Origin of the sequence: Streptomyces sp. NBC_00094, from assembly GCF_026343125.1 — a bacterium.
GTDB lineage: Bacteria > Actinomycetota > Actinomycetes > Streptomycetales > Streptomycetaceae > Streptomyces.
This window is the reverse complement of sequence record NZ_JAPEMB010000001.1, coordinates 5,061,767-5,085,210: the sequence shown is the minus strand read 5'-3', so window position 1 is coordinate 5,085,210 and position 23,444 is coordinate 5,061,767. Positions and strand designations below refer to the sequence as shown.

Genomic DNA, 23,444 nt, shown 5'->3' with positions numbered 1-23,444 from the left:
AAGGAACCCTGCGTACCGTGGTGCGACAAGGGAATTCACGACCCGAGCAGGCCCGGGGTCACGCTCCGTGTGGGCAAGCTCACCACTGGGGACGGGTCGAAAGGCCGTGTCGGCAGTCCCTAAACTCAGCTTGTTTCAAGGAGGGAGCCATCGTGCGCAAGGTGCTCATCGCCAACCGTGGCGAAATCGCTGTCCGTGTGGCCCGGGCGTGCCGGGACGCAGGTATCGGCAGCGTGGCCGTGTACGCCGAACCGGACCGGGACGCTCTGCACGTCCGGGCGGCTGACGAGGCGTTCGCTCTGGGCGGTGACACTCCGGCGACCAGTTATCTGGACATGGCCAAGGTGTTGCAGGCCGCGCAGGACTCCGGGGCGGACGCGATCCACCCCGGTTACGGCTTCCTCTCCGAGAACGCCGAGTTCGCGCAGGCGGTCCTGGACGCGGGTCTGACCTGGATCGGCCCGCCGCCGCAGGCGATCCGTGACCTGGGTGACAAGGTGGCGGCCCGTCACATCGCGCAGCGCGCGGGTGCCCCGCTGGTCGCCGGTACCCCCGACCCGGTCTCGGGCGCGGACGAGGTCGTCGCGTTCGCCCGGGAGCACGGGCTGCCGATCGCGATCAAGGCCGCTTTCGGTGGCGGCGGTCGTGGTCTGAAGGTCGCGCGGACCCTGGAAGAGGTCCCCGAGCTGTACGACTCCGCCGTCCGCGAGGCCGTCGCGGCCTTCGGCCGGGGCGAGTGCTTCGTGGAGCGCTACCTCGACAAGCCGCGTCACGTGGAGACCCAGTGCCTGGCCGACTCCCACGGCAACGTGGTCGTCGTCTCGACGCGTGACTGCTCGCTGCAGCGCCGTCACCAGAAGCTGGTCGAGGAGGCCCCGGCGCCGTTCCTGTCCGAGGCTCAGAACGCGGAGCTGTACGCGGCGTCGAAGGCGATCCTGAAGGAGGCCGGCTACGTCGGCGCCGGCACGGTCGAGTTCCTCGTCGGCACCGACGGCACGATCTCCTTCCTGGAGGTCAACACCCGCCTGCAGGTCGAGCACCCGGTCACCGAAGAGGTCACCGGCATCGACCTGGTCCGCGAGATGTTCCGGATCGCCGACGGCGAGGAGCTCGGCTACGGCGACCCGGCCGTGCGCGGCCACTCCTTCGAGTTCCGTATCAACGGCGAGGACCCGGGCCGCGGCTTCCTGCCCGCCCCCGGCACCGTCACCGTCTTCGACGCGCCGTCGGGCCCCGGTGTCCGTCTGGACGCGGGCGTCGAGTCCGGCTCCGTCATCGGCCCGGCCTGGGACTCGCTCCTGGCCAAGCTGATCGTCACCGGCGCGACCCGCGAGCAGGCGCTCCAGCGCGCCGCCCGCGCTCTGGCCGAGTTCAAGGTCGAGGGCATGGCCACGGCCATCCCGTTCCACCAGGCCGTCGTCGTCGACCCGGCGTTCACCGCGGACCCGTTCCGGGTCCACACCCGGTGGATCGAGACGGAGTTCGTCAACGAGATCAAGCCGTTCGCGCCGGCCGGTGCGGACGCGGACGAGGACGAGTCGGGCCGCGAGACGATCGTCGTCGAGGTCGGCGGCAAGCGCCTCGAGGTCTCCCTGCCGTCCTCCCTCGGCATGACGCTGGCCCGTCAGGGCATCGCGGCGGGCGCGAAGCCCAAGCGCCGGGCGGCGAAGAAGTCCGGCCCGACGGCCTCGGGCGACACCCTCGCCTCCCCGATGCAGGGCACGATCGTGAAGGTCGCGGTCGAGGAGGGCCAGGAGGTCAAGGAGGGCGACCTCATCGTCGTCCTGGAGGCCATGAAGATGGAGCAGCCCCTCAACGCCCACCGCTCCGGCACCGTCAAGGGCCTGTCCGCCGAGGTCGGCGCCTCCGTCACCTCCGGCGCCACCATCTGCGACATCAAGGACTGACCGCCGCACACGTACGGTACGAAGGGCCCGCAGGCAGCAGCCTGCGGGCCCTTCCGTCGAGGGGAGGACCTCCATGCGAGCCGACGCGCGCCGCAACCACGAGCGGCTGCTCACGGAGGCCAGGGCCGTCTTCGCCGAACAGGGCACGGACGCGCCCCTGGAGGAGGTCGCCCGCCGCGCGGGCGTCGGGATCGGCACCCTCTACCGCCACTTCCCCACCCGGGCCGATCTGCTGAACGCGGTCTTCCAGGAGGCCCTGGAGGCACTGCTCCGGCGCTCGCACGAGCTTGCCGGGGCCGACGAGCCGTGCCGGGCGCTCGTGGAGTGGCTGCGGGCCCTGATCGCCCACGCGGGCGAGTACCGGGGGCTCGCGCACGCGCTGATGTCCGCCTCGTACGACCGGAGTTCGGCGCTCGCCCCGTGCAGCGTGCCGCTGCGCGCGGCGGGCGAGGCGCTGCTCGGGCGCGCCCAGGAGGCGGGGCAGGTACGGGCCGACGTGTCGATCGGCGACCTGATGCAGCTCACCAACGCGATCGCGCTGGCAGCCGAACAGTGCCCGGAGGACGCGCTGCTGGCGGACCGCCTGCTCGCGCTGACCCTGCGGGGACTCAAGGGCTGAGGAGTGCCGGCGTACGGGCGGCTGAGGAGTGTCGGGACGTACGGACGGCGGAGAAGTACCGGCGGCCGAGGCGTACCGGCGGCGTGGGACCCCTGGGGGAGGGTCCCTCGGAACGCGTGCCCCGGTGACGTGGCGGCTCAGCGGCGCCGCATGTCCGCGACCCGGGCCGTCCGCTCCAGCGTCTCCGCCGCCATCCCGCCACCCGGCCCCCGGAACTGACCGGCCGCCATCCGTCCGCGCTGGACGGGGAGCGGCATGTCACGACGGGGCCGGACGCCCGGGGGGAGCTGGTCACCGCCGGCCGCGCCGGGCCCCGCGCCCGTGCCCGCGACGGCGATCTGCACGCCCTGGTCGGCGAGGGCCTGGAGCTCGGAGGCGGCCCGCTCGTCATGGGCCGGGGGCTCGTCGGTCACCAGCCGGGTGATGACGTCCGTCGGCACCGTCTGGAACATGGTGTCGGCACCGAGCTTGGTGTGGTCGGCCAGGACCACGACCTCCGCCGCCGCCTGCACCAGCGCCCGGTCCACGCTCGCGGAGAGCATGTTGGACGTGGACAGACCACGCTCGGCGGTGAGCCCGCTCCCGGAGAGGAAGGCCCGGGAGACCCGCAGCCCCTGGAGCGACTGCTCGGCCCCGCTGCCCACGAGGGCGTAGTTGGAGCCGCGCAGGGTGCCGCCGGTCATGACGACCTCGACCCGGTTGGCGTGGGCGAGGGCCTGGGCGACGAGCAGGGAGTTGGTGACCACGGTCAGACCGGGCACGCGGGCGAGCCGGCGGGCCAGCTCCTGCGTGGTCGTCCCGGCACCGACGACGATGGCCTCGCCTTCTTCGACGAGGCTCGCGGCGACGTCGGCGATGGCCGTCTTCTCCGCGGTCGCGAGATGGGATTTCTGCGGGAAGCCGGATTCTCGCGTGAATCCACCCGGCAACACCGCACCGCCGTGGCGGCGGTCGAGGAGTCCTTCTGCCTCCAGTGCCCGTACGTCCCTCCGTACGGTCACCTCCGAGGTCTGGACGACGCGGGCGAGCTCGCGGAGCGACACGGCCCCATTGGCTCGCACCATTTCGAGGATCAACTGGCGACGTTCTGCAGCGAACACGAAACTGACAGTAACGTGACCGGCCGATAGTTTTCAGCACTATGCGCCGAATTGCAGAAGATGCGCACGGACGGGGTCTCCAAGTGGTAAGGGAGACCCCGTCGTTGATTCGTCCCGTCCAGGGCTATGCCCTGCCTTGCCGGGGGTTGTCCACGTCGGTGAACCGTTCCCGCAGGCGGGAGCACCCCTGCGGGGGGTTGTTACGCCTCGCCCGCCGACTTTCGGGTGTGCAACTGCCGTGCCACTTCCGCGATCGATCCCGACAGGGAGGGGTACACGGTGAAAGCATTTGCGATCTGTTCCACCGTCAGATTGTTGTCGACCGCGATCGAGATCGGGTGGATCAGCTCGCTCGCCTTCGGGGCGACGATGCAGCCGCCGACCACGATGCCGGTGCCCGGACGACAGAAGATCTTGACGAAGCCGTCCCGGATGCCCTGCATCTTCGCGCGGGGGTTACGGAGCAGCGGCAGCTTGACGACCTTGGCGTCGATCTTGCCCGCGTCCACGTCGGCCTGCGTGTAGCCGACGGTGGCGATCTCGGGGTCCGTGAAGACGTTCGACGAGACCGTCTTCAGGTTGAGCGGGGCCACCGCGTCACCCAGGAAGTGGTACATCGCGATGCGGCCCTGCATGGCGGCGACCGAGGCGAGCGCGAAGACGCCGGTGACGTCGCCGGCCGCGTACACGCCGGGGGCGCTGGTGCGGGAGACCCGGTCGGTCCAGATGTGACCGGAGTCCTTCAGCTTGATCCCGGCCTCCTCCAGGCCCATGCCTGCCGAGTTCGGGATCGCGCCGACCGCCATCAGGCAGTGGGTGCCGGAGATGACCCGGCCGTCCGCGAGGGTGACCTCGACCCGGTCGCCGACCCGCTTGGCGGACTCGGCGCGGGAGCGGGCCATGACGTTCATGCCGCGGCGCCGGAAGACGTCCTCCAGGACCGCCGCCGCGTCCGGGTCCTCGCCGGGCAGGACGCGGTCGCGGGAGGAGACGAGGGTGACCCGGGAGCCGAGCGCCTGGTAGGCGCCGGCGAACTCGGCGCCGGTGACGCCGGAACCGACCACGATGAGCTCCTCGGGGAGCTCCTTGAGGTCGTAGACCTGGGTCCAGTTCAGGATGCGCTCGCCGTCCGGCTTGGCGTCCGGCACCTCGCGCGGGTGGCCGCCGGTCGCGATGAGCACGGCGTCCGCGGTGAGCGTCTCCTCCGTGCCGTCGACGGCGGTGACGATCACCTGGCGGGAGCCGTCCACGGCCTGCCGGCCGGAGAGCCGGCCGCGGCCGCGCAGCACCCGGGCGCCCGCCCGGGTGACGGAGGCGGTGATGTCGTGCGACTGGGCCAGCGCGAGGCGCTTCACCCGTCGGTTGACCTTGCCGAGGTCGACGCCCACGACGCGGGCGGCCTGCTCCACGTGCGGGGTGTCGTCCGCGACGATGATGCCGAGCTCCTCGTAGGAGGAGTCGAAGGTGGTCATCACCTCCGCCGTGGCGATCAGCGTCTTCGAGGGGACGCAGTCGGTCAGGACGGAAGCGCCGCCGAGGCCGTCGCAGTCGACGACGGTCACCTCCGCGCCGAGCTGGGCGCCCACGAGGGCCGCCTCGTATCCGCCGGGTCCGCCACCGATGATCACGATCCGGGTCACTGGGATCTACGCCTCGCGTCTCGTTCTGCCGGGGGGTCCCCCCGCTGGGGTGCAGTGCGTACGCCATTGTCCCGCACGCTTCAAGTGCGTACCCCATTCTCCCGCACGTCCGGCGTGGCCTCGCGCCGGGGCCTCCTCTCCGCCGCCACCTCGGAGTTCGCCGTACACCCCGCCCCCTCCCGTACTCTCGGTCCCATGTCGCTCTACGCCGCTTTCGCCGGCAACCTCGACGCGCGGCTGATGAGCCGCCGCGCACCGCACTCCCCGCTGCGCGGCACCGGCTGGCTGAACGGCTGGCGGCTCACCTTCGGTGGCGAGCAGATGGGTTGGGAGGGGGCGCTGGCCACCATCGTGGAGGCTCCCCGCTCGCAGGTCTTCGTGGCGCTGTACGACATCGCGCCGATGGACGAGGAATCGATGGACCGCTGGGAGGGCGTCGGACTCGACATCTACCGGCGGATGCGGGTCCGGGTGGACACGCTCGACGGCGAGGAGCCGGCCTGGGTGTACGTCCTCAACGGGTACGAGGGCGGGCTGCCGTCCGCGCGGTACCTGGGCGAGGTCGCGGACGCGGCCGAGTCGGCGGGCGCGCCGCACGACTACGTGATGGAGTTGCGCAAGCGTCCCTGCTGAGGGACGGGCAGGGATGTGCGAACGCCCGACGGACGGCGGCGGGGCTCCCCTACGCCATTCGTCGGAAACGACAAGACAACGATCGCATGTCCGTCAGCATCGTCATCTACGCGCGTAGGAATTCTCCGGCTACGCTTCTGCGCGTACCAAATCCGTCCGGGGCTCCCCTCGGACCCCCCTCCCCGAGGCGAGAGAGTCAGTGAACGCAACTGCCACCCCGTACGAGGCCGCCGAGGCCGCTGCCGCACGTCTTCGCGAGCTGACCGGAGTCGAGAACCACGACGTCGCCCTGGTCATGGGCTCGGGCTGGGCGCCCGCCGTCGACGCGCTCGGCGCGCCCGAGGCCGAGTTCCCGGTGACCGAGCTCCCCGGCTTCCCGCCGCCGGCCGTCGAGGGCCACGGCGGCACCGTCCGCTCGTACAAGATCGGTGAGAAGCGCGCGCTGGTCTTCCTCGGCCGCACGCACTTCTACGAGGGCCGGGGCGTCGCCTCCGTCGCCCACGGCGTCCGTACCGCCGTCGCCGCCGGCTGCAAGACCGTCGTCCTGACCAACGGCTGCGGCGGCCTCCGCGAGGGCATGCGCCCCGGCCAGCCGGTCCTGATCAGCGACCACATCAACCTGACGGCCGCCTCCCCGATCGTCGGCGCGAACTTCGTGGACCTCACCGACCTGTACTCGCCGCGGCTGCGCGCGCTGTGCAAGGAGGTCGACGAGACCCTGGAGGAGGGCGTCTACGTCCAGTTCCCCGGGCCGCACTACGAGACCCCGGCCGAGATCAACATGGTCCGCGTGCTCGGCGGCGACCTCGTCGGCATGTCCACCACCCTCGAGGCGATCGCGGCCCGCGAGGCCGGCGCCGAGGTCCTGGGCATCTCGCTCGTCACCAACCTGGCGGCGGGGCTCTCGGGCGAGCCGCTGAACCACGAGGAGGTCCTCCAGGCGGGCCGTGACTCGGCGGCGCGGATGGGTGAGCTGCTGACGCGGGTCCTCGACCGGATCTGAGCGTCGGCGGGGGCCGCTGCGCGGGGCTTCTTCCCCGCCCCGCCCCTTCCCGTAACCGGGGCTCCGCCCCGGACCCCGGTCCTCGAACGCCGGACGGGCTGAAAGATTCAGCCCCGCCGGTGTTTGAGGCGCGGGGGCCCGGGGGCAGAGCCCCCGGTTTCGGGAAGGGGTGGGGTGGGGGAAGGCTCCGCGCAGCGGCACCCCACCGCCCCGCACCCTCCCGCACCGCCCCGCACCCCGAAAGGCACACCGTGACGCAGGACGACCTCCTCGCCAGGGCCCAGGCCTGGCTCGCCGAGGACCCCGACACCGAGACCCGCGAGGAGCTCGCGAAGCTCATCGAGAGCGGCGACACCGACGAGCTCGCCGCCCGCTTCGCCGGCACGCTGCAGTTCGGCACCGCCGGGCTCCGGGGCGAGCTGGGCGCCGGACCGATGCGGATGAACCGCTCGGTCGTGATCCGCGCGGCCGCCGGCCTCGCCGCGTACCTCAAGGCCAAGGAGGCCTCCCAGAGGGAAGGAGGGGCCGGCCTCGTCGTCGTCGGCTACGACGCCCGCTACAAGTCCGCCGACTTCGCCCGCGACACCGCCGCCGTGATGATCGGCGCCGGGCTGCGCGCGGCCGTCCTCCCCCGCCCGCTGCCGACGCCCGTCCTCGCGTACGCCATAAGGCATCTGGGTGCCGTCGCCGGCGTCGAGGTGACCGCGAGCCACAACCCGCCGCGCGACAACGGCTACAAGGTCTACCTGGGCGACGGCTCGCAGATCGTGCCGCCCGCGGACGCGGAGATCGCCGCCGAGATCGACGCGGTCCGCTCCCTCGCGGACGTGCCCCGCCCGGAGGCCGGCTGGGAGACCCTCGGCGACGAGGTCCTGGAGGCCTACCTGGCGCGTACGGACGCCGTCCTGACCCCCGGGTCCCCCCGGAGCGCGCGGACCGTCTACACGGCCATGCACGGCGTCGGCAAGGACGTCCTGACGGCTGCCTTCGGCCGCGCCGGCTTCCCGCCGCCCGCGCTCGTCGCCGCGCAGGCCGAGCCCGACCCGGCCTTCCCGACGGTCGCCTTCCCGAACCCGGAGGAGCCGGGTGCCATGGACCTCGCCTTCGAGGCGGCCCGGGCCGTGGACCCCGACCTCGTCATCGCCAACGACCCCGACGCCGACCGCTGCGCCGTGGCCGTGCCGGACGCCGCCGTCGAGGGCGGCTGGCGGATGCTCCGCGGCGACGAGGTGGGCGCGCTGCTCGCCGCGCACCTCGTGCACAAGGGCGCGACCGGCGTCTTCGCCGAGTCGATCGTGTCGTCCTCGCTGCTCGGCCGGATCGCCGAGGCGGCCGGGGTCGGGTACGAGGAGACGCTGACCGGCTTCAAGTGGATCGCCCGCGTCGAAGGACTGCGGTACGGGTACGAGGAGGCGCTCGGCTACTGCGTCGACCCGGAGGGCGTCCGCGACAAGGACGGCATCACGGCCGCGCTGCTCGTCGCCGAACTGGCCTCGGTGCTCAAGGAGCAGGGCCGTACGCTCCTCGACCTGCTCGACGACCTGGCCGTGGCCCACGGGCTGCACGCCACCGACCAGCTGTCGGTGCGGGTCGAGGACCTGGGGATCATCGCGAACGCGATGGCCGCGCTGCGCGAGCGTCCGCCGGTCTCCCTCGCCGGTCTGACGGTCGTCTCCGCGGAGGACCTGACGAAGGGCACGGAGTCGCTGCCGCCGACGGACGGCCTGCGTTACCACCTGGAGGGCGACTACAAGGCCCGGGTGATCGTCCGCCCGAGCGGCACCGAGCCCAAGCTCAAGTGCTACCTGGAGGTCGTCGTCCCGGTCGCCGACGCGCGCGAGCTGGCGCCGGCGCGTGCGAAGGGCGCGGAGCTGCTGGCCGCGATCAAGCGGGACCTGAGCGCGGCCGCGGGGCTCTGACCCGAGGGACGTACTCCGGAGGGCCGGTGCGGGAGCGATCCCGTACCGGCCCTTTCGTCCGTACGGGTGAAATCGGCGACCTCCCCGGGCGTCAGCCGAAGCGGCCGTTGACGTAGTCCGCGGTGCGCGGGTCTCTCGGGTAGTCGAACACCGACTCGGTCGGACCGTGTTCGACGATCACCCCGGGGGTGCCCTGCTCGGCGAGGAAGAAGGCGCAGGAGTCGGAGACCCGGGCCGCCTGCTGCATGTTGTGGGTGACGATCACGACGGTCACCTCGGCCTTCAGCTCGGCGATGGTCTCCTCGACACGCCGGGTGGAGGTCGGGTCGAGCGCAGAGCAGGGCTCGTCCATGAGCAGGACCCGGGGGCGGACGGCGAGCGAGCGGGCGATGCAGAGGCGCTGCTGCTGGCCGCCGGAGAGCGCCCCGCCGGGCTGCCGTAGCCGGTCCTTGACCTCGTTCCAGAGCCCGGCCTTGGTGAGGCACTCCTCGACCAGGTCGTCCTTGGCGTCCCGGTCCGCCCGGATGCCGCCCAGCTTCAGGCCGGCGAGGACGTTCTCGTACAGGGACATCGCGGGGAACGGGTTGGGCTTCTGGAAGACCATGCCGATCTCGCGGCGGGCGTGGGTGATGCGGCGGCCCCGGTCGTAGATGTCGGCACCGTCGAGGAGGACCCGGCCGGCGAGCGAGGCGGTGCCGGTGAGTTCGTGCATCCGGTTGAGGATGCGCAGGAAGGTGGACTTGCCGCAGCCCGAGGGGCCGATGAGCGCGGTGACCTCGCGGGCGGGCATGGCGAGCGAGACCCGGTCGAGGACCTTGCGGTCGCCGAACCAGGCGGAGACGGAATCCGCTTCGAGCGCGGCGGCGCGGGACGGGAGCGGCGCGTCCGCCCCCGCGTCCCCCGGCAGGGGCGGGAGGGTGACGGTGTCGGCTGTGTCGGTGTCGGTGTCGGCGAGATCGGTCACGGGCGGTGACTCCCTTGCGTTCAGAGGAGGTTGGGGAGGAGCCGGGCCAGCTGTCCGGAGACGAGGGCGCCGAGCGCGACGAGGACCGGGACGGCGGCGACCCAGGTCTGCCGGCCGCCCCAGCGGCGGCGGGCGAGGACCGTGAGGAGGGCGGCGGCGAGCAGCCCCTGGACGCCGAGGAAGATCCCGGGCCAGACGTCGGACTCGCCCGCGAGTGGCTTCTCGGCGGCGGTGATCCAGCCGGGGCGCAGCGGCCGGGTGGGGCTGGGCTGCGCGTCGCCGAGGAGCTTCGCGTCGACCCGGAGCACGTCCTCGGGGGTGTACGCGCCGCCGCTCGCGGTCATCAGGGTGAGCCGCCCCTCGCCGGCGCCGAGGGGTGCGGGGTTGGGGTCGCCGGGGCGGCGAACGGCCGTCACCTCGTACACCGCCTTGCCCTGGCCGGTCCGCACCTCGATGCGGGAGCCGTTCGGCAGGAGGTGCACGTCGTTGAACGGGCTGCCGTACCCCCACTGGCGGCCCATGATCACGCTGGCCCCGGCCTGGCCGGGCAGGGCCGTGTCCCGGCGGTGGCCGGGCCCGGACATCAGGACGCCGGAGGTGGTGCCCTCGACGACGACCTCGCGGAGCCCGAGCGCGGGGATGCGGAGAAGGGCGACAGGGGCGCCGAGGGCGAGGGGCTTGCCGTCGTACGTCGACTGGCCCACGGGCGCGGTGCCGAGGGCGAGTTGCTCGCGCAGATCGTCGTAGGCGGTGGCCTGGTCGCGGGCGTGCTGGAGGTGGCCGACGACGGTCAGGTTGGCGGCGAAGCCGATGAGCAGCGCGGCGAGGACGCACAGCGCCGCCCCGGCCAGGGCGAGCCCGGCCCGGGGGGCGGCGACGGGGGGCGGCGCGGTCGTCACGGGCGCGGGGCCTTCGCCTGGCGACGGCGGTTCTGCAGGACGGCCGCGGCGCCGAGGAGGCAGAGCGCGAGCGAGCCGAGCGCGGCGGAGGCGGCGCCGGAGGCACCGGTGGCGGCGAGGGAGCCGCTGCCGCCGTTGGTGGTGGTGTGGGTGCCGGAGCCGGAACCGCCGGAGGAGCCGGAGGAGCCGGAGGAGCCGGAACCCGAGCCGCCGCCCGTACCGGAGCCGCCGGAACCGCCGGAGGATCCGCCCGTGGTGTCGTCGCCGGCGGTGCCGGTCGGGGAGGGCGTGCCGGTACCGGTCGGGCTTGCGGTGCCGCTCGGGGTCTCGCTGGGCGTGCCGGACGGGGGCCCGGTCTCGGTCGGCTCGTCCGTGGGGGTCTCCGAAGGCGTGCCGGTGGGGGTCCCGCTCGGGGTGGGTGTACCGGTGCCTGTGGGCGTACCGGTGGGAGTGGGAGTGGCGGCCGGGCCCGCGACGAACGTGGCGATGTACAGGGAGGCGGTGTACGCGGCGGGGTCGGCGGGCGTGTACTGGGCCAGGACGGGGAAGTTGACGTTGACCGTGTCGTGCATGGTGGCGGTGATCTCCGCCTTGCCGTCGACGAGCTCCTCGGTGGCGAGTTCGACGAGCTCCTCGTCGACGAGGGTGGAGAAGGTGACCGTGCCCGCGGCGGTCGCCGGCTGGACCTCGGCCCTGATGCGGAAGGGACGGCTGACGGGCGGGGCCTCGTTGTCGGTGCTGACCGTCAGGTTGGTCGCCTGCTGGCCGACGGCGGCCCAGTCCTCTCCGGTGACCTCGATCATCTGCGAGAAGTACTCGGCGCGTGCCTCGGAGTCGGCCGTCTCGCAGGAGAGCCGCAGCTCGTATCGGCCGTCGAGGGGCCCGGAGGGCACGAGGTCGAGCAACCGCTCCCGGAGCGTGGCGTAACCGGCGGCCGAGCCCGTGAGCGGGCCGGATATCGGGGTGGTGCCGAGCGGGCCCCCGGGCACGACCTCGGCGATCGGCGCGCTGACGGTCGGGTCGCCGGGGTTGACGAGGGCGAGGACGCCCTTGACGTACGGCTTGTCGGCTTCGGCAGGCGCGGGGCAGGCCGCTCCCGCGGTGACGGCCGTCGGACCGGCGGCGACGGTGCCCGAGGCGGGTGTGAGCGTGAAGGTGCCGTGCCGGGTGACGGCGGCGGCGGGCGTGGACACGGCCAGGACGATCGCCAGGGTGCCGCAGAGGAGGGCAAGTGCCGTGAGCAGGGCCACGGGTGATCTGGGGGGTGCGAGCCGGTTCATGGGGCGGGGTCCTCCGAGGCGAGTGGCTGGTGGTCGGTGGTGCGAGTCGGTGGTGCGAGTCGGTGGTGCGAGTCGGTGGTGCGAGTCGGTGGCGTACAGGTGGTCGCGGGTACGCCGTGGGGCCGGGCACCCTGGGGTGCCCGGCCTTCGCGCGGTGACGTGTGCGTGGTGATCAGCGCTCGCCCTTGACGGTCGTGGCGCCGCAGGCCGTGCCGAGGGTGCCGAAGCCGTAGGCGGCGATCGTCGTGCCGGCCGCGCAGACCTTGGAGGAGGAGCCGACGAAGGTCGCGGCGATCGTGGCGTTGGTCAGCTTGGCGGTCGGGACGACGTTGTAGACGTCACGGGTGAAGGGGAAGGACAGGTTCAGCGTCTTGTCGGCGTTGCGGGGCGCGATGGTGCCGACGGAGCCGAGCACGGCGGCGCCTCGGCGGTCCGTGACGACGGCCTTCTCCTGCGCCGTGTACTGGGCGACGGAGTACGGGGCGATGTCACCGGCCGTGTCGAGGACGGTCCCGTCGTTCTCCTGGACCCCCTGCTGGACGCAGGCGCCCGGCGCGGTCACGCCGATGGAGGAGAGGAAGAACTGGCGGGTGCCGGAGTTGGTCTGCGGCAGGATCGGGGTGAGGGCCACACCGTTGAGGGAGGTGAGGTTGCACTCGTAGACGTCCTTCAGCTGGGCCGCCGTCAGGTCGGACGGCAGGGCGCTGTCGGAGCGCTTCACCCAGGACACCGCGTCCTTGGCGAACGGGATCCAGGTCAGGTCCGTGGAAGTGAGGTCGGCCGGGCCGCGCGAGGAGCGGGCGAAGTCGAGGCAGCCGGAGTTGGTGTCCACGGCGTTGCGCAGGGCGTCGATGCCGGCCGAGGAGCCGTTCGGGCGGTTGATCACACAGCCGGTCGCCTTGGTCTTGATCGTGGCGGTGCCGGTGGCGTTCCAGGAGGCGATGATCTTCTGACCGAGGGCGTTCTTGACGACGTCGCCGAGGCCGTTCAGTACGTCCTGGGTCGTGTCGGAGCCGACACCGGCCAGGGTGCGGTACTGGGTGATCGGGTTCGGGTCGGCCTGTGCGGCCGGGGCGAGGGCGACACCGAGACCGAGGGCGGCCACGCCGAGGGCGGCACCGATACGAGCGCGGGACTTGACGTTCACTTCTGTTCTCCTCCGTGGAAACGGATGACATGGAATGGACGCACAAGAAAATCCGGATTGTTTTCCCGGCCGACCCGTCGATCGGCCGGGTACCAACAATTCCGTAGGGGCGCTTCAGGGAACCACCGCGTTCAGTCGCTCTTCAGGTGACGAATTCCTGTCCTAGGTGAATCCAAGGGGATTCGGCGTCGGCCGGCGAACCCCAGGACTGCCGGTCCCGCGAGGCCGGCGATCCCGCCGACGAGGAGGACCGCGAGCAGGACCCAGCGGATGACGCCGAGGACCTGGGAAGGGGTGCTGCCTGTGTCGGCGAGCTTCTCCCCCGGGGGCCCCCCGGAGCCGTTCCCGCCCCCGCCGGAGGCCGGTGGCGGCGCCGCGGAGGACGGCGGGGTGGAGGACGGGCTCGCCGTCGAGCCCCCTGTCGTGCCACCGGCCGCGCTCCCGCCGCCCGAGCCGGAGCCGGTGGCCGAGCCCGAGGCACCCCCCGTACCGCCGGATCCCGAACCGAGGCCGGCACCCGAGGAGCCCGTCGTACCGCCGGAGCCGGAGCCGGCTCCCGCGTCGGCTCCCGAGCCCGAGGCGGCTCCCGCGCCTCCGGCCGTCGTGCCCGGTCCGGCCGGGACTCCGCGCTCCAGTCGGCCCGCCGCGGCCTCCGCCTGGAGTTTCAGCTTCGCGGGCATCGGCGCGTAGCCGAAGGGCAGCTCGCCGGGGGCGGTGCCCTGCTCCTGCCCTGCACCGGCCGCATACCGCATCACCCGCGCGTAGTCCTTGCGCGCGTCGGCCGGAAGGCCGGTGGAAGCCACCGCGTAGGTCACCACCGTCAGCGGGTAGGCACCGCTCTCGGCCCGCGCCGGGTCGGGGGCGAGGACGCCGGGCACGGCGGAGTCCCCGAACTGCTCGACGGCCTTGAGCAGGGACGAGGTCGTGGGCCGGACGTACGCGCCGTCGGCGTTCGGCAGGGCGGCGACCTGGAGCTGGTAGCGGGACGCCGAGGCCGCGTCGGTGATGCCGTAGGCACGGCGGCTCCCGGGCGAGACGTCGACGCCGACGAGCTTCAGGCCGCCGGTCAGGTGGTCCGTCACGGCCTGGTCCTTGGCGTTGTTGGTGCCTCGCCGCACCCAGCGGGCGGCGTCGTGCATGTCGATCGCGTAGGGCGAGCGTTCGGTGATCCCGTACCTGATCCTGTGGCCGAGCGCTTCGAGCTCCGTCTCGGTGGGATCGGCCTTCGGGAATTCGTCGGAACCGCCGGTGGCGAGCCCCAGGTCCTTGAAGTAGGGGTTGATCCTCATCCCCCAGGGGTCCGGGTTCCCTTCGAGGAAGGCGCGTGCGTCCTTGTCGCCGCGCAGATAGTTCCAGACGACCCGCGTGGTGTCCGAGCGTTCGGCGGAGAGCAGAATTCCGCCGGGATAGCTCATGACCGACTGCTGGAACTCCGCGAAATCCGGATTGAGCTTCAGGAATTCCGGGTCCCGGACGATGGACTGCGGATTGTTCTTGACATGCTCCGGCGCCGGGGCGGTATTGCTGAGAGACCTGATGTCGTACGGATACGAGTACGTGAGCAGCTTCGCCAGCAGTCGGGCGCTGAGCTTCAGGTCCTTGACGAGGCCGATCTTGTCCGCCTCCCAGTAGAGGCCGACGGCGAGCGCGTTGACGGCGACCGGCGCGTGGACGAAGCCCGCCTTCTCCCCGCCCTCCACGGGCTCGACGGTGAAGGCGAGGCCTGGTGAGGTGGAGGTGGGGTCGAGCAGGCTGCCGCGGGCCAGGTCCTCGCCTCGCTGGGTGAACGTGAAGCGGGTCGTGCCCTCCGCGCAGAGCGCCGACTGCCAGGAGGTGATCGCGTCCGTGACGAGCTCGGAGCCGGTCATACGACGCTCGGCCTTGTCGGTCGGGCACGCCTCGCGCACCGGCAGGAAGTCGAGCGGGAAGACGAGCCGCTGGTTCCAGTTGGTCGCGGAGAGCGGCGAGGTGTGGGGGCGGTGGTTGCTGCCGGCCGAGCCGTCCGGCTCGTGTGAGCCTCGGGGCACGACGACGAGCCAGCAGCTCCGGCCGCGCACGTTCCCGCCCGCGCCGACGGGGTCGCCGCAGCCGAGGTGCGGGGCCTCCCTGGTGGACTGGAGGTTGACGGCCGCCTCGCCCGTGCCGTCGGACTGGGTCCTGAGGAAGAACTCCTCGTTGGTGTCGTTGGGACCGAAGTAGGTCCAGTCGACGGACTTGGCCGTCGGGGGACCCGAGACCGGCGTGAAGGGGATGAACGGGCTGGTCGTCTGTCCCGGGTACTCCGGATCCGGGATCACCTCGTCGTACTCCGTCTCCAGGGGGTCGGTGCCGACCACGAGCTCCCGCCGGGTGATGTGCGTGCCGTAGTTGCCGGTGCCGGTGGCGGCGGAGCCGAACTGGCACTGCTCCCGCTTCGGGCCCGCCGGGTCGTCGCCCCAGCACTGCATGATCTGGAGGTAGTCCGTGGCGGTCCCCTGGGTCGGCTTCCCGCCCTTCCACGTCACCTTCAGCCCCTGCGCCCGCAGGTTCTTCGTCTGATGGACGGTCACCTCCAGGCCGGAGAAGTCGTCGTACGGGCCCTTCGTACCGCGCTTCGTCATGGCCGAGTTCTCGGTCTCCGCGGCGACCGCGACGGTGTCCCGCGGCAGCGGGAGCAGGGCGAGTGCGACGGCGGCGACGAGCGCGCCGAGGCCTGCGGTACGCCGCCGGGACGTGACCCGGCGGAGCTGTACGGCCCTCATCGGGTGCCTCCGTCGCGCCGGGAGCGGGCCGCGAGGGCACGGCCGACGAGCGGGGGTGCGATGACGGTGGCGAGCAGCAGAACGGCGGAGAGGGCCATGAGCAGCCCGCGCAGTCCGGCGCCGGTGTCGGCGGCGAGGGTGACGGGGGTGCCGACGATCATGCCGCCGCCGGAGTCCTGTCCGGTGCCCGTGCCGCCGCCCGTGCCGCCGCCGTCGGCTGCCCCGGTGAGGACCTCGCCGGTGTCGGGGTCGACGACCGCGCCGCCGGTCCCGGCCGTGGCGACCCCGCCGGCCGCGTGGCCGGAGCCCGAACCCGTACCGCCTCCGCCGGTGGCGGAACCCGAGCCCGAAGCCGTACCGCTCCCGCCCGTCGAGGACCCGGAGCCCGAACCGGTACCTCTGCCGGTGCCGGTGCCGCCGGTGGCTGAGCCCGTACCGCCGCCTCCGCCGGTCGAGGATCCGGAGCCCGAACCCGTACCGCCGGTCCCGCCCGTCGAGGAGCCCGAGCCGGAGCCGCCCGTGGCCGTCCCGGCCCCGCCCGTCCCGCCGTTGTTCACGTGCGTGCTCGTGCCGCGCGCGCCGCCCGTGCCGTCGGCGCACTGGGTCGCCCCGCGCTTGTCACAGTCCTTCGGCATCGGCGCGTTCCTGGCGAGGGTGTTGGTGCCGTCCGCCGAGAAGGTGGGGTTGCGGCAGTCGGAGAGGTCGACGGCGCCGGTGGGCGCCCCGGGTATCCGGCGGACCTGTTCGAAGCCCGCCTGGACGAGGTTCCTGGGCAGCGGCGAGTAGCCGAGCTCCTCGGCCTGCTGCTGGCCCTCGCAGAGGAAGTAGCGGGCGAAGGTGCCGAGTGAGCGGCCCTTCTCCGTGGTGTGCGGGGCTGTCTCGGTGGTGGGGACGACCATGTAGCTGTAGCTGGAGAGCGGGTAGCCGCGCCGGTCGGTGGATCGGTAGACGTCGTCGAGGATCTGGGTCAGGTAGTCGGTCGAGCTCCTGTCCTCGTTGATCCGGGCCCGGAGGAGGGCGACGGCGACACCGGCGGCGGTCGGCTCGACGTAGTACCCGGAGGCGTTGAGGATCTTGGCGACCGGGAAGTGGGCGTTCACCGCGTACGAGTACTCGACGTAGGTGATGGCTCCTTCGCCCTGCGGCTGCCGGACGTGCGCGGAGACCCCGAGCGAGCCGGACTTGGCGACGGCCGTGGCGCCTGGCACGACGGGGAAGTACGAGGTCATGCCGCAGGGCACCTGGCGGCCCGCGCGTCGGCAGTGGTCGTCCCAGACCGCGCTGTGCTCCTTGGCGAGCCAGGTGGTGAACTGGGCGGTCGTGCCGGAGCCGTCGGAGCGCACGACGGGGACGATGCGGCGGGCGGGGAGGGTGAGGCCGGGGTTGTCGGCCTTGATCTCGGGCGCGTTCCACATGGTCAGCTGCCCGGTGAAGATCCGGGCCAGGACGGAGCCGGAGAGGCGCAGGTTGGTGACCTGCCGGCCGCCGATCCGGAGGTTGTACATGAAGGCGGTGCCGCCGGCGACGATCGGCATGTAGGCGTAGCCGCGGCTCGGCGGTACGTCGGTGGCGTTGCCGTCCTTGAGGCCGTACGGGATCTCGGAGACGGCGAAGTCGACGGTGCCGTTCTTGAACTGCTCGCGGCCCTGGGAGGAGCCGTTGGCGTTGAAGTTGACGGTCAGTCCGATGTTGGCGCCGATGTTGCGGCGCCACTGCTCGACGGCGTTGGAGCTCCAGGTCGAGCCGGATCCGGTGATCTTGGTGTATCCGGCGGCCTGGGCGGCGGGCGGGTGGACGAGGAGGGCGAGCAGCGCGCACAGGGCGGCGGCGATCCCCAGGAGGCTGCGGGTGGCGGTCACGGGTCTCACGGCGTACTCCTCGACGGTGCGGGTACGGATCCGGCCGCACGGGCCGCGCCCTTCCGGGACGCGGCGGCCTGGCGCCGCTCCTGGCGCTTCGTCAGCCGTCCCTGGCCGCGCCCGCCCGCGATCCGGGCGAGGACGAAGAGGAACAGGACGAGCAGCATGAGGACGGCGGCGGTGCCGAAGCCGCGGGCGATCATGTTCGGTTCGGGTGACTTGACGAGCTCGAAGGTGGCGAGCGGCAGGGAGACCTGGGCGCCGGAGGTCGGCAGGGCGTTCAGCTCGGCGGTGAAGCCGGCGGTCAGCAGCACCGGCGAGGTCTCCCCCACCCCGCGCGCGGTGCCGAGGATGACGGCGGTGGTGAGGCCGGAGCGGGCGGTCGGCAGGACGACGTGCCAGACCGTGCGCCAGCGCGAGGACCCCATGGCGTACGAGGCCTCCCGCAGCGTGCCGGGGACGAGCCGGATGACGACGTCGGCGGCGCGGATGATGATCGGGAGCATCATCACGGAGAGGGCGAGCGAGGCGGCGAAGCCGGAACGCTCGGTGCCCAGGGCGAGGATGACGGTCGCGTAGACGAACAGGCCGGCGACGATCGACGGCAGCGCCGTCATGGCCTCGACGATCGTGCGGACCAGGCGCGCGAAGGGGCCGGGTACCTCGGTGAGGAAGACCGCGCAGACGATCCCGGCGGGCACGGTGAGCGCGAGCGCGATCCCGACCTGTTCGAGGGTGCCGACCACGGCGTGCAGGATGCCGCCGACGTCGAGGGGCTCGAGGGGGCCCGCGAGGCTCATGTCCTCGGTGAAGAAGTTGAGGTGGACGAGGGCCTCGCGGCCCTCCCACAGGGTGAAGGCGACGACGAAGACGAGGACGGCGAGCAGGACGAGCCCCAGGCTCCGCACGACGACGCCGGCGATCCGGTCCCGTACGGCGGGCCCGTCCTCGTCGAAGGAGACGAGGAGCGCGTAGAGCCCGAGGAAGAGGACGTACGCGACGAGGACGAAGCCGACGGCGCCGCTGAAGGGCAGGAGACGGGCGAAGAGCAACCAGGTGAGGGCGAGCGAGGCGGCCGCGGCGCCGAGCAGGGCGTACACGTCGGTGGCGCGCGGGCCGCCGGTGCCGCGCCGCCGCTCGGGTCCGGGCGACGACGGGGGCGGTACGGCGGGCGTGCTCAGCCGTGGCCGCTCGGGGGCGATGGTCATGTTCTTGTCCCCTTACGCGTCGCTGGAGGCGCCGGAGCGGCTGCGGGCGACGATGGACGAGGCGGCGAAGTTGACGATCAGGGTCATGACGAAGAGCGCGAAGCCGGCGGCCATGAGCGCGGACATGCCGAAGGGGGTGGCCTCGCCGTAGCGCAGGGCGATGAGGGAGGACACCGAACTCGTACCGGTCTGCAGGACGTGCCACTGGATGGTGAAGACCTGCGAGATGACCATGTAGACGGCGATGGTCTCGCCGAGGGCACGACCGAGGCCGAGCATGGTGCCGCCGATCATGCCGCCCCGGCCGAAGGGCAGGACGACGCTGCGGATCATTCCCCAGCGGGTGGCGCCGAGCGCGTAGGCGCCCTCGCGTTCGCCGGCCGGGGCCTGGGAGAAGACCTCTCGCATGATCGAGCAGATGATGGGCGCGACCATCATCGCGACGACGAGTCCGGCGACGAAGGTCGACGAGGTGTAGACGGTGGGCGGCGCGAGCGGGTCGTCCGGGTCGGCTCCGTCGACCCGGAGGAACGGGATCCAGCCGAGGTGGGCGGAGATCCAGCGGGCGATCGGGAGGATCGACTCCTCCAGCCAGAAGACGCCCCACAGGCCGTAGACGACAGACGGCACGGCGGCCATCAGGTCGACGGTGGAGACGAGCGTGCGGCGCAGCCGGGGCGCGGCGTACTCGGAGATGTAGAGCGCGGCGCCGGTGGCGAGCGGCACGGCGACGATGATCGCGACGAGGGCGATGAGGACGGTGCCGAGCAGGACGGCGGCGATCCCGAAGCGTCCGGCGTCCGGCTCCCAGCTCTCGGTGGTGAGGAAGGAGGGCCCCGCGCGGTCGAGGGCCTGCCAGGCGCGGTGGAGCAGGAAGCCGCCGACGAGGAGCATGACCGCGAGGACGAGACCGCCGCCGGTTCGGGCGACGGCGCGGAAGACCCGGTCGGGAAGGCCGGGGTCGGCGTGGAGCCGTCTCGGTGTGTCCGGCGGCGGGTCCGCCGGCCTGCCGGACGGCGGTCTGCCCGGCGGCGGTCCGGGCGGCGGCTCAAGGGTCTCGGTCGTCACGGGAAGGACGTAAGTCCGGCCCGGTTGACATGCGCGCCACGAGACGTGAACGAGGGGAGTGCGCGGGGCAACTTCCGTTCACCATACGGTGGTTGCCGTCCAGCGCTGCCCTTCGGCGGCCAGCAGCGCCCGGAAGCGTTGATAGGCGGTCCGGCAGGTGGAGTGCCGCTCGTAGGAGCGGCCGGAGAGGGCGGCGATCCGCCCCTCTGCGTCGCGCAGCAGCCAGACCCAGCCGTTGCCGCCGGCGGTGTGCTGCACCCCGCCGGCCATGACCGCGTGGCCGGCGCACAGGGCCAGGAAGGCGTCCCGGCATGCGGCATGGTCGTCGTGGCAGCCCCCCGACCGCGCGACGACCCGCCCGTTCTGGGCGACGAGTCGCCACCCGTACCGCCCGTCGGTCCCTAAGTCGACCAGACAACGCGTCCCGGACACACCGGTGTCCTTGGTCATCGCCCCCACCCCCACAGTCTCGGCAAGCGCAATCTATGAGACAGGGGTGAAGGTTGGGCAGTAAACCATTTGCCGGTTCCACGCTTCACCGGACGGTTGCCCCTAAGACACCGTCCGGGGGCACGGAACGGAGACGGCCCTCAGGGCTCGTCAGCCCGTCGCGATCAGGATCACGAGGAGCAGCAGCCCGGCAACCGCGGGGCCGACGATCTCGTACGCCCAGCGCACCTTCGGCTCGCCCTGCGCGCCCGGGTTCCCCGCGTGGCGCTCGGCGAGCTCGCGCAGATCGGCCACGGTCTGGTCGGACGACGCGGACCGGGAGCCGCTGTCCCGTACGTCGGCGGTGGCGGAGGTACGGCCGTGGGGGTCGTCCTGCGAGGCGCGGGCGGCCCGTCGCGCCGCCTTCTTCCGCTGCCGCAGCGAGACGGGGATGGCCCACAGCTGGTAGGTGGCGCCGTCCTGGGTGAGGACCTCGCTGGAGTACCCGGCGCGGACGTCGGCGACGGAGGCCCAGGGCAGCGTGATCGTCCGGAACGGGTTGCGGATCCGGAGCCGGTGGTCGTTGGCGTACACGGCTGGCCGGATCGTGAAGGCGACGATCAGCGGGACGGCGAGGATGAACCCCGCGAGCGCGATCCAGGGCGACCGGCCCTCACCGCGGATCAGCGCGTCGCCACCGAACAGCGCCGCGAGGACCAGCAGGAACACCCCGCTCGCGATCCCGAGGGGCGAACGGAAGACACGGTCGGCGAACTGCGGCTCGGCCGCCGGCTGACCGGGGGTGGGCTCGGGGGTCGGCTCGGGGGTCGGCTCGGGGGTCGGCTCCGGGGTCGTCATGCCGCCGATTCTGCCTCAGCGGGCCGGTGGCGGCTCAGGCGGCCCGCGTGGCGACGAGATCCGCGTACAGAATGATGTTGTCGGGGCGGTGGCCGTCGACGAGCTCCCCGCCGCAGGTGACGAGCCGGAGCTCGGGGCGCGTGGTGTCGCCGTACACCTTGGCGGTCGGGAAGGTCTTCTTGTCGACCTGCTCCAGCTCCCTGATCCGGAAGACGGCGACCTTGCCGTCGGCGCGGGTCACGGCGATCTCGTCGCCGACCCGGACGCGCGAGACGTTCTTGAGGACGGCCGGACCGCGGGCCGTGTCGAAGTGGCCGATGAGGACGGCGGGGCCGGTCTCGCCGGGCGTGACGCCCTTGTCGTACCAGCCGACGCGGTCGGCGTCCGCGACCGAGGGCACCTCGACGGTGCCGTCGGCGGCGAGCCCCAGCCGCAGGACCGGCCCGGTGTCGACCCCGGCGGCGGGCACCCGGACCCGGACGGGCAGCGAACGCGCGAGCGGCGTCACGGGCCCGGCGCTCTTCGCCGGCGCCGGCGCGGGCGCGGTGGTGGCCTGGGAGATCCGCGCGGGCGGGGTCTCGGACGCGGCCCCGACGGAACAGCCGGTGAGCGCGACGAGGGCGGCGAGGAGGAGGGCGGGAGCGGTGGCGGTACGGGCGGGGTGACGGCGACGGTTCACGGGCGGCCTTCGGACAGAGAAGAGGTACGGCAGGTACGCGGGCTACGGGATGTACGGGGTGCGGCCGGCCGCCGCGTGGGATGCGGCGACCGGCCTCGGGGTGTGATGCGCTCGCGCTCGGGTCAAGGGGCGGAGCGTGCGGTACGGATCGGACGCGACCGGCGGCCCGGCGGCGCAGGGCGACTCAGACGCGGCCGGCGGCCCGGCGGCGCAGGGCGACGAAGCCGAGCCCGCCGGCGGTGACCGCGGCGGCACCCGCACCGGCCGCGATCAGCGCGGTGGAGTCGTCGGCGGGGCCGCCGAACTCGGCGCCGGCCGCGACGCCGCCCTTCGGGATGACCGAGGTCTGCCCGGTGTTGACGGTGGTGTTGCCGTTGCCCGTGGGGGCCGTGGTGGCGTCCTTCGCGCCGCAGCCCGCGGGGAGCTTCGGGAAGTCGGTCCGGCGCTCCTGCGGCGTGTCACCGGTCTGGGTGCGCTGGTCGAGGACGGGGGTGGGGGTGTTCGCGCCCTCGATCCGGAGGCCGTAGGGGCTCCGGCCGGGGTGGGCGGTGTTGGCGAAGTCCGTGATGTTGCCGTGGGAGTCGAAGAGGACCGCCTTCGGGCCCCACTTCAGGTCGTTGGTGAGGACGACCCGCCAGTTCGGGCCGAAGACCGCGGGGATGACCTCCTGGACGGTGCAGTCGCCGATCTTGACCGGACCGGAGAGCTCGGGCAGCGGGCCGCCGTAGCAGTCGGCGGGGAGCTCCGAGAAGGAGCTCCACGTGAAGGGCGTGTCGCCCCCCTGGGTGCGCTGGCCGAAGCCCGGGGTGCGGGTGTCGACGCCGGTGATCTTGAGACCGACGGAGCCGTCGAACGGGTGCGCCCGGTCGGCGCTGCCCTGGATCTTGCCCTCGGAGTCCCGGAGGACGGCCTTCGGGCCCTTCTTCGCGTCGTTGGTGAGGGTCACCGTCCAGCCATGGCCGAACACCGACGGGATGATCCACTCACTGGTGCAGGCTCCGAGCATCACCGGCGAGCCGGGCCGGGGCGCCGTGGAGGCGGGCGTGCCGGTCGGCTTCGTGGACGGGGCCGAGGACGCCGTCGCGGTCGGCGCCGCGGAGGGCTGGGCGGACGACTGGGCGGCGGGCTGGGCGGCGGGCTGGGCGGCCGGCTGAGCGGCAGCCCCGGTGGTCGGCGCCACCGACGGCTGGACCGACGGCGCCACCGACGGCTGACCGGACGGCTGGACGGACGGATTCGCACCGGCGGTGGCGACGGCGGCCGGACCGTCGGCCGCGAAGGCGGCTCCGGCGGCGAGCGCCGGGGCGGTGATCGCGACGCCCGCGACGAGGGCGGTGGCGATGGCGGTGCGAAGGGCGGTGCGCATAACGACTCCTGTGGATTCAGGCAGGTGGATGGGAGAGTCGCATGCCGCTTTTTCTCGGTCCGTCGTGGTGTCCGGTGAGGTCTGGCTGGCTGCAAGAAGAAATCTATTGATCTTGTATTCAGGAC

19 protein-coding genes are annotated in these 23,444 nt (G+C 72.8%); 5 read left to right on the top strand and 14 right to left on the bottom strand.

The window, feature by feature from the left end; translation table 11 throughout:
- Positions 1–152: 152 nt before the first annotated feature.
- Positions 153–1,907, top strand: a complete 1,755-nt coding sequence (locus tag OG580_RS22680; protein ID WP_267045505.1) for a biotin carboxylase N-terminal domain-containing protein — start codon at positions 153–155, stop codon at positions 1,905–1,907.
- Positions 1,908–1,980: 73 nt separating this feature from the next.
- Positions 1,981–2,526 carry a TetR/AcrR family transcriptional regulator gene (locus OG580_RS22675; RefSeq protein WP_267045503.1) on the top strand — a complete coding sequence of 182 codons (546 nt, stop codon included), beginning with the start codon at positions 1,981–1,983 and terminating at the stop codon, positions 2,524–2,526.
- A 137-nt stretch (positions 2,527–2,663) separates the two neighbouring features.
- Here the strand turns inward: OG580_RS22675 and OG580_RS22670 are convergent, their stop codons facing one another.
- Together OG580_RS22670 and OG580_RS22665 are read right to left on the bottom strand one after the other, a co-directional pair.
- Complete coding sequence (locus OG580_RS22670; RefSeq protein WP_267045502.1) at positions 2,664–3,626, bottom strand: DeoR/GlpR family DNA-binding transcription regulator; 963 nt, start codon at positions 3,624–3,626, stop codon at positions 2,664–2,666.
- A gap of 200 nt (positions 3,627–3,826) precedes the next feature.
- Positions 3,827–5,266 carry an NAD(P)H-quinone dehydrogenase gene (locus OG580_RS22665; protein WP_267045501.1) on the bottom strand — a complete coding sequence of 480 codons (1,440 nt, stop codon included), beginning with the start codon at positions 5,264–5,266 and terminating at the stop codon, positions 3,827–3,829.
- A 195-nt stretch (positions 5,267–5,461) separates the two neighbouring features.
- On the opposite strand from OG580_RS22665, the gene OG580_RS22660 reads away from it, so the two are divergent.
- The 3 genes from OG580_RS22660 to OG580_RS22650 all read left to right on the top strand — a co-directional run bounded on the left by OG580_RS22660 (position 5,462) and on the right by OG580_RS22650 (position 8,821).
- The gene (locus OG580_RS22660; protein ID WP_125745095.1) at positions 5,462–5,899 is read left to right on the top strand and encodes a gamma-glutamylcyclotransferase; all 438 of its coding nucleotides are present in this window, start codon (positions 5,462–5,464) and stop codon (positions 5,897–5,899) included.
- A gap of 199 nt (positions 5,900–6,098) precedes the next feature.
- Positions 6,099–6,902 (top strand): purine-nucleoside phosphorylase, encoded by an 804-nt coding sequence (locus OG580_RS22655; RefSeq protein WP_267045500.1) that lies wholly within the window; start codon positions 6,099–6,101, stop codon positions 6,900–6,902.
- A gap of 251 nt (positions 6,903–7,153) precedes the next feature.
- Positions 7,154–8,821 (top strand): phospho-sugar mutase, encoded by a 1,668-nt coding sequence (locus OG580_RS22650; RefSeq protein ID WP_267045499.1) that lies wholly within the window; start codon positions 7,154–7,156, stop codon positions 8,819–8,821.
- A gap of 91 nt (positions 8,822–8,912) precedes the next feature.
- On the opposite strand, the gene OG580_RS22645 is transcribed toward OG580_RS22650, so the two are convergent.
- The 12 genes from OG580_RS22645 to OG580_RS22590 form a co-directional block, all read right to left on the bottom strand.
- Positions 8,913–9,785, bottom strand: coding sequence for a phosphate ABC transporter ATP-binding protein (locus OG580_RS22645; RefSeq protein ID WP_267045498.1), 873 nt, complete (start codon positions 9,783–9,785; stop codon positions 8,913–8,915).
- A 20-nt stretch (positions 9,786–9,805) separates the two neighbouring features.
- Entirely contained in the window at positions 9,806–10,684 is an 879-nt protein-coding gene (locus tag OG580_RS22640; protein WP_267045497.1) for a sortase, read from the bottom strand.
- Positions 10,681–11,964: a hypothetical protein gene (locus OG580_RS22635; protein WP_267045496.1), complete on the bottom strand. Its 1,284-nt coding sequence runs from the start codon at positions 11,962–11,964 to the stop codon at positions 10,681–10,683. Before OG580_RS22635 ends, OG580_RS22640 begins: the two co-directional genes overlap by 4 nt.
- 172 nt (positions 11,965–12,136) lie before the next feature.
- Positions 12,137–13,111 (bottom strand): substrate-binding domain-containing protein, encoded by a 975-nt coding sequence (locus OG580_RS22630; RefSeq protein ID WP_267045495.1) that lies wholly within the window; start codon positions 13,109–13,111, stop codon positions 12,137–12,139.
- 131 nt (positions 13,112–13,242) lie between these two features.
- Complete coding sequence (locus OG580_RS22625; RefSeq protein WP_267045494.1) at positions 13,243–15,852, bottom strand: hypothetical protein; 2,610 nt, start codon at positions 15,850–15,852, stop codon at positions 13,243–13,245.
- Positions 15,849–17,720, bottom strand: a complete 1,872-nt coding sequence (gene pstS, locus OG580_RS22620; RefSeq protein WP_267045493.1) for a phosphate ABC transporter substrate-binding protein PstS — start codon at positions 17,718–17,720, stop codon at positions 15,849–15,851. Before pstS ends, OG580_RS22625 begins: the two co-directional genes overlap by 4 nt.
- Positions 17,717–18,919, bottom strand: a complete 1,203-nt coding sequence (gene pstA, locus OG580_RS22615; RefSeq protein ID WP_267045492.1) for a phosphate ABC transporter permease PstA — start codon at positions 18,917–18,919, stop codon at positions 17,717–17,719. Before pstA ends, pstS begins: the two co-directional genes overlap by 4 nt.
- 12 nt (positions 18,920–18,931) lie before the next feature.
- Positions 18,932–19,987 carry a phosphate ABC transporter permease subunit PstC gene (gene pstC / locus OG580_RS22610; protein WP_267045491.1) on the bottom strand — a complete coding sequence of 352 codons (1,056 nt, stop codon included), beginning with the start codon at positions 19,985–19,987 and terminating at the stop codon, positions 18,932–18,934.
- Between the two features lie 78 nt (positions 19,988–20,065).
- Positions 20,066–20,437 (bottom strand): DUF1508 domain-containing protein, encoded by a 372-nt coding sequence (locus OG580_RS22605; protein ID WP_267045490.1) that lies wholly within the window; start codon positions 20,435–20,437, stop codon positions 20,066–20,068.
- Between the two features lie 150 nt (positions 20,438–20,587).
- Positions 20,588–21,274 (bottom strand): PH domain-containing protein, encoded by a 687-nt coding sequence (locus OG580_RS22600; RefSeq protein ID WP_267045489.1) that lies wholly within the window; start codon positions 21,272–21,274, stop codon positions 20,588–20,590.
- A gap of 34 nt (positions 21,275–21,308) precedes the next feature.
- Positions 21,309–21,953 carry a class F sortase gene (locus OG580_RS22595; protein ID WP_267045488.1) on the bottom strand — a complete coding sequence of 215 codons (645 nt, stop codon included), beginning with the start codon at positions 21,951–21,953 and terminating at the stop codon, positions 21,309–21,311.
- 184 nt (positions 21,954–22,137) lie between these two features.
- Complete coding sequence (locus tag OG580_RS22590) at positions 22,138–23,319, bottom strand: hypothetical protein (RefSeq protein ID WP_267045487.1); 1,182 nt, start codon at positions 23,317–23,319, stop codon at positions 22,138–22,140.
- Positions 23,320–23,444: the final 125 nt, after the last annotated feature.

Coding starts and splice junctions, on each gene's coding strand:
- pstA (WP_267045492.1), bottom strand. CDS start 18,919: ATGACCATCGCCCCCGAGCGGCCACGGCTGAGCACGCCCGCCGTACCG.
- OG580_RS22660 (WP_125745095.1), top strand. CDS start 5,462: ATGTCGCTCTACGCCGCTTTCGCCGGCAACCTCGACGCGCGGCTGATG.
- OG580_RS22590 (WP_267045487.1), bottom strand. CDS start 23,319: ATGCGCACCGCCCTTCGCACCGCCATCGCCACCGCCCTCGTCGCGGGC.
- OG580_RS22675 (WP_267045503.1), top strand. CDS start 1,981: ATGCGAGCCGACGCGCGCCGCAACCACGAGCGGCTGCTCACGGAGGCC.
- OG580_RS22600 (WP_267045489.1), bottom strand. CDS start 21,274: ATGACGACCCCGGAGCCGACCCCCGAGCCGACCCCCGAGCCGACCCCC.
- OG580_RS22625 (WP_267045494.1), bottom strand. CDS start 15,852: ATGAGGGCCGTACAGCTCCGCCGGGTCACGTCCCGGCGGCGTACCGCA.
- OG580_RS22635 (WP_267045496.1), bottom strand. CDS start 11,964: ATGAACCGGCTCGCACCCCCCAGATCACCCGTGGCCCTGCTCACGGCA.
- OG580_RS22605 (WP_267045490.1), bottom strand. CDS start 20,437: ATGACCAAGGACACCGGTGTGTCCGGGACGCGTTGTCTGGTCGACTTA.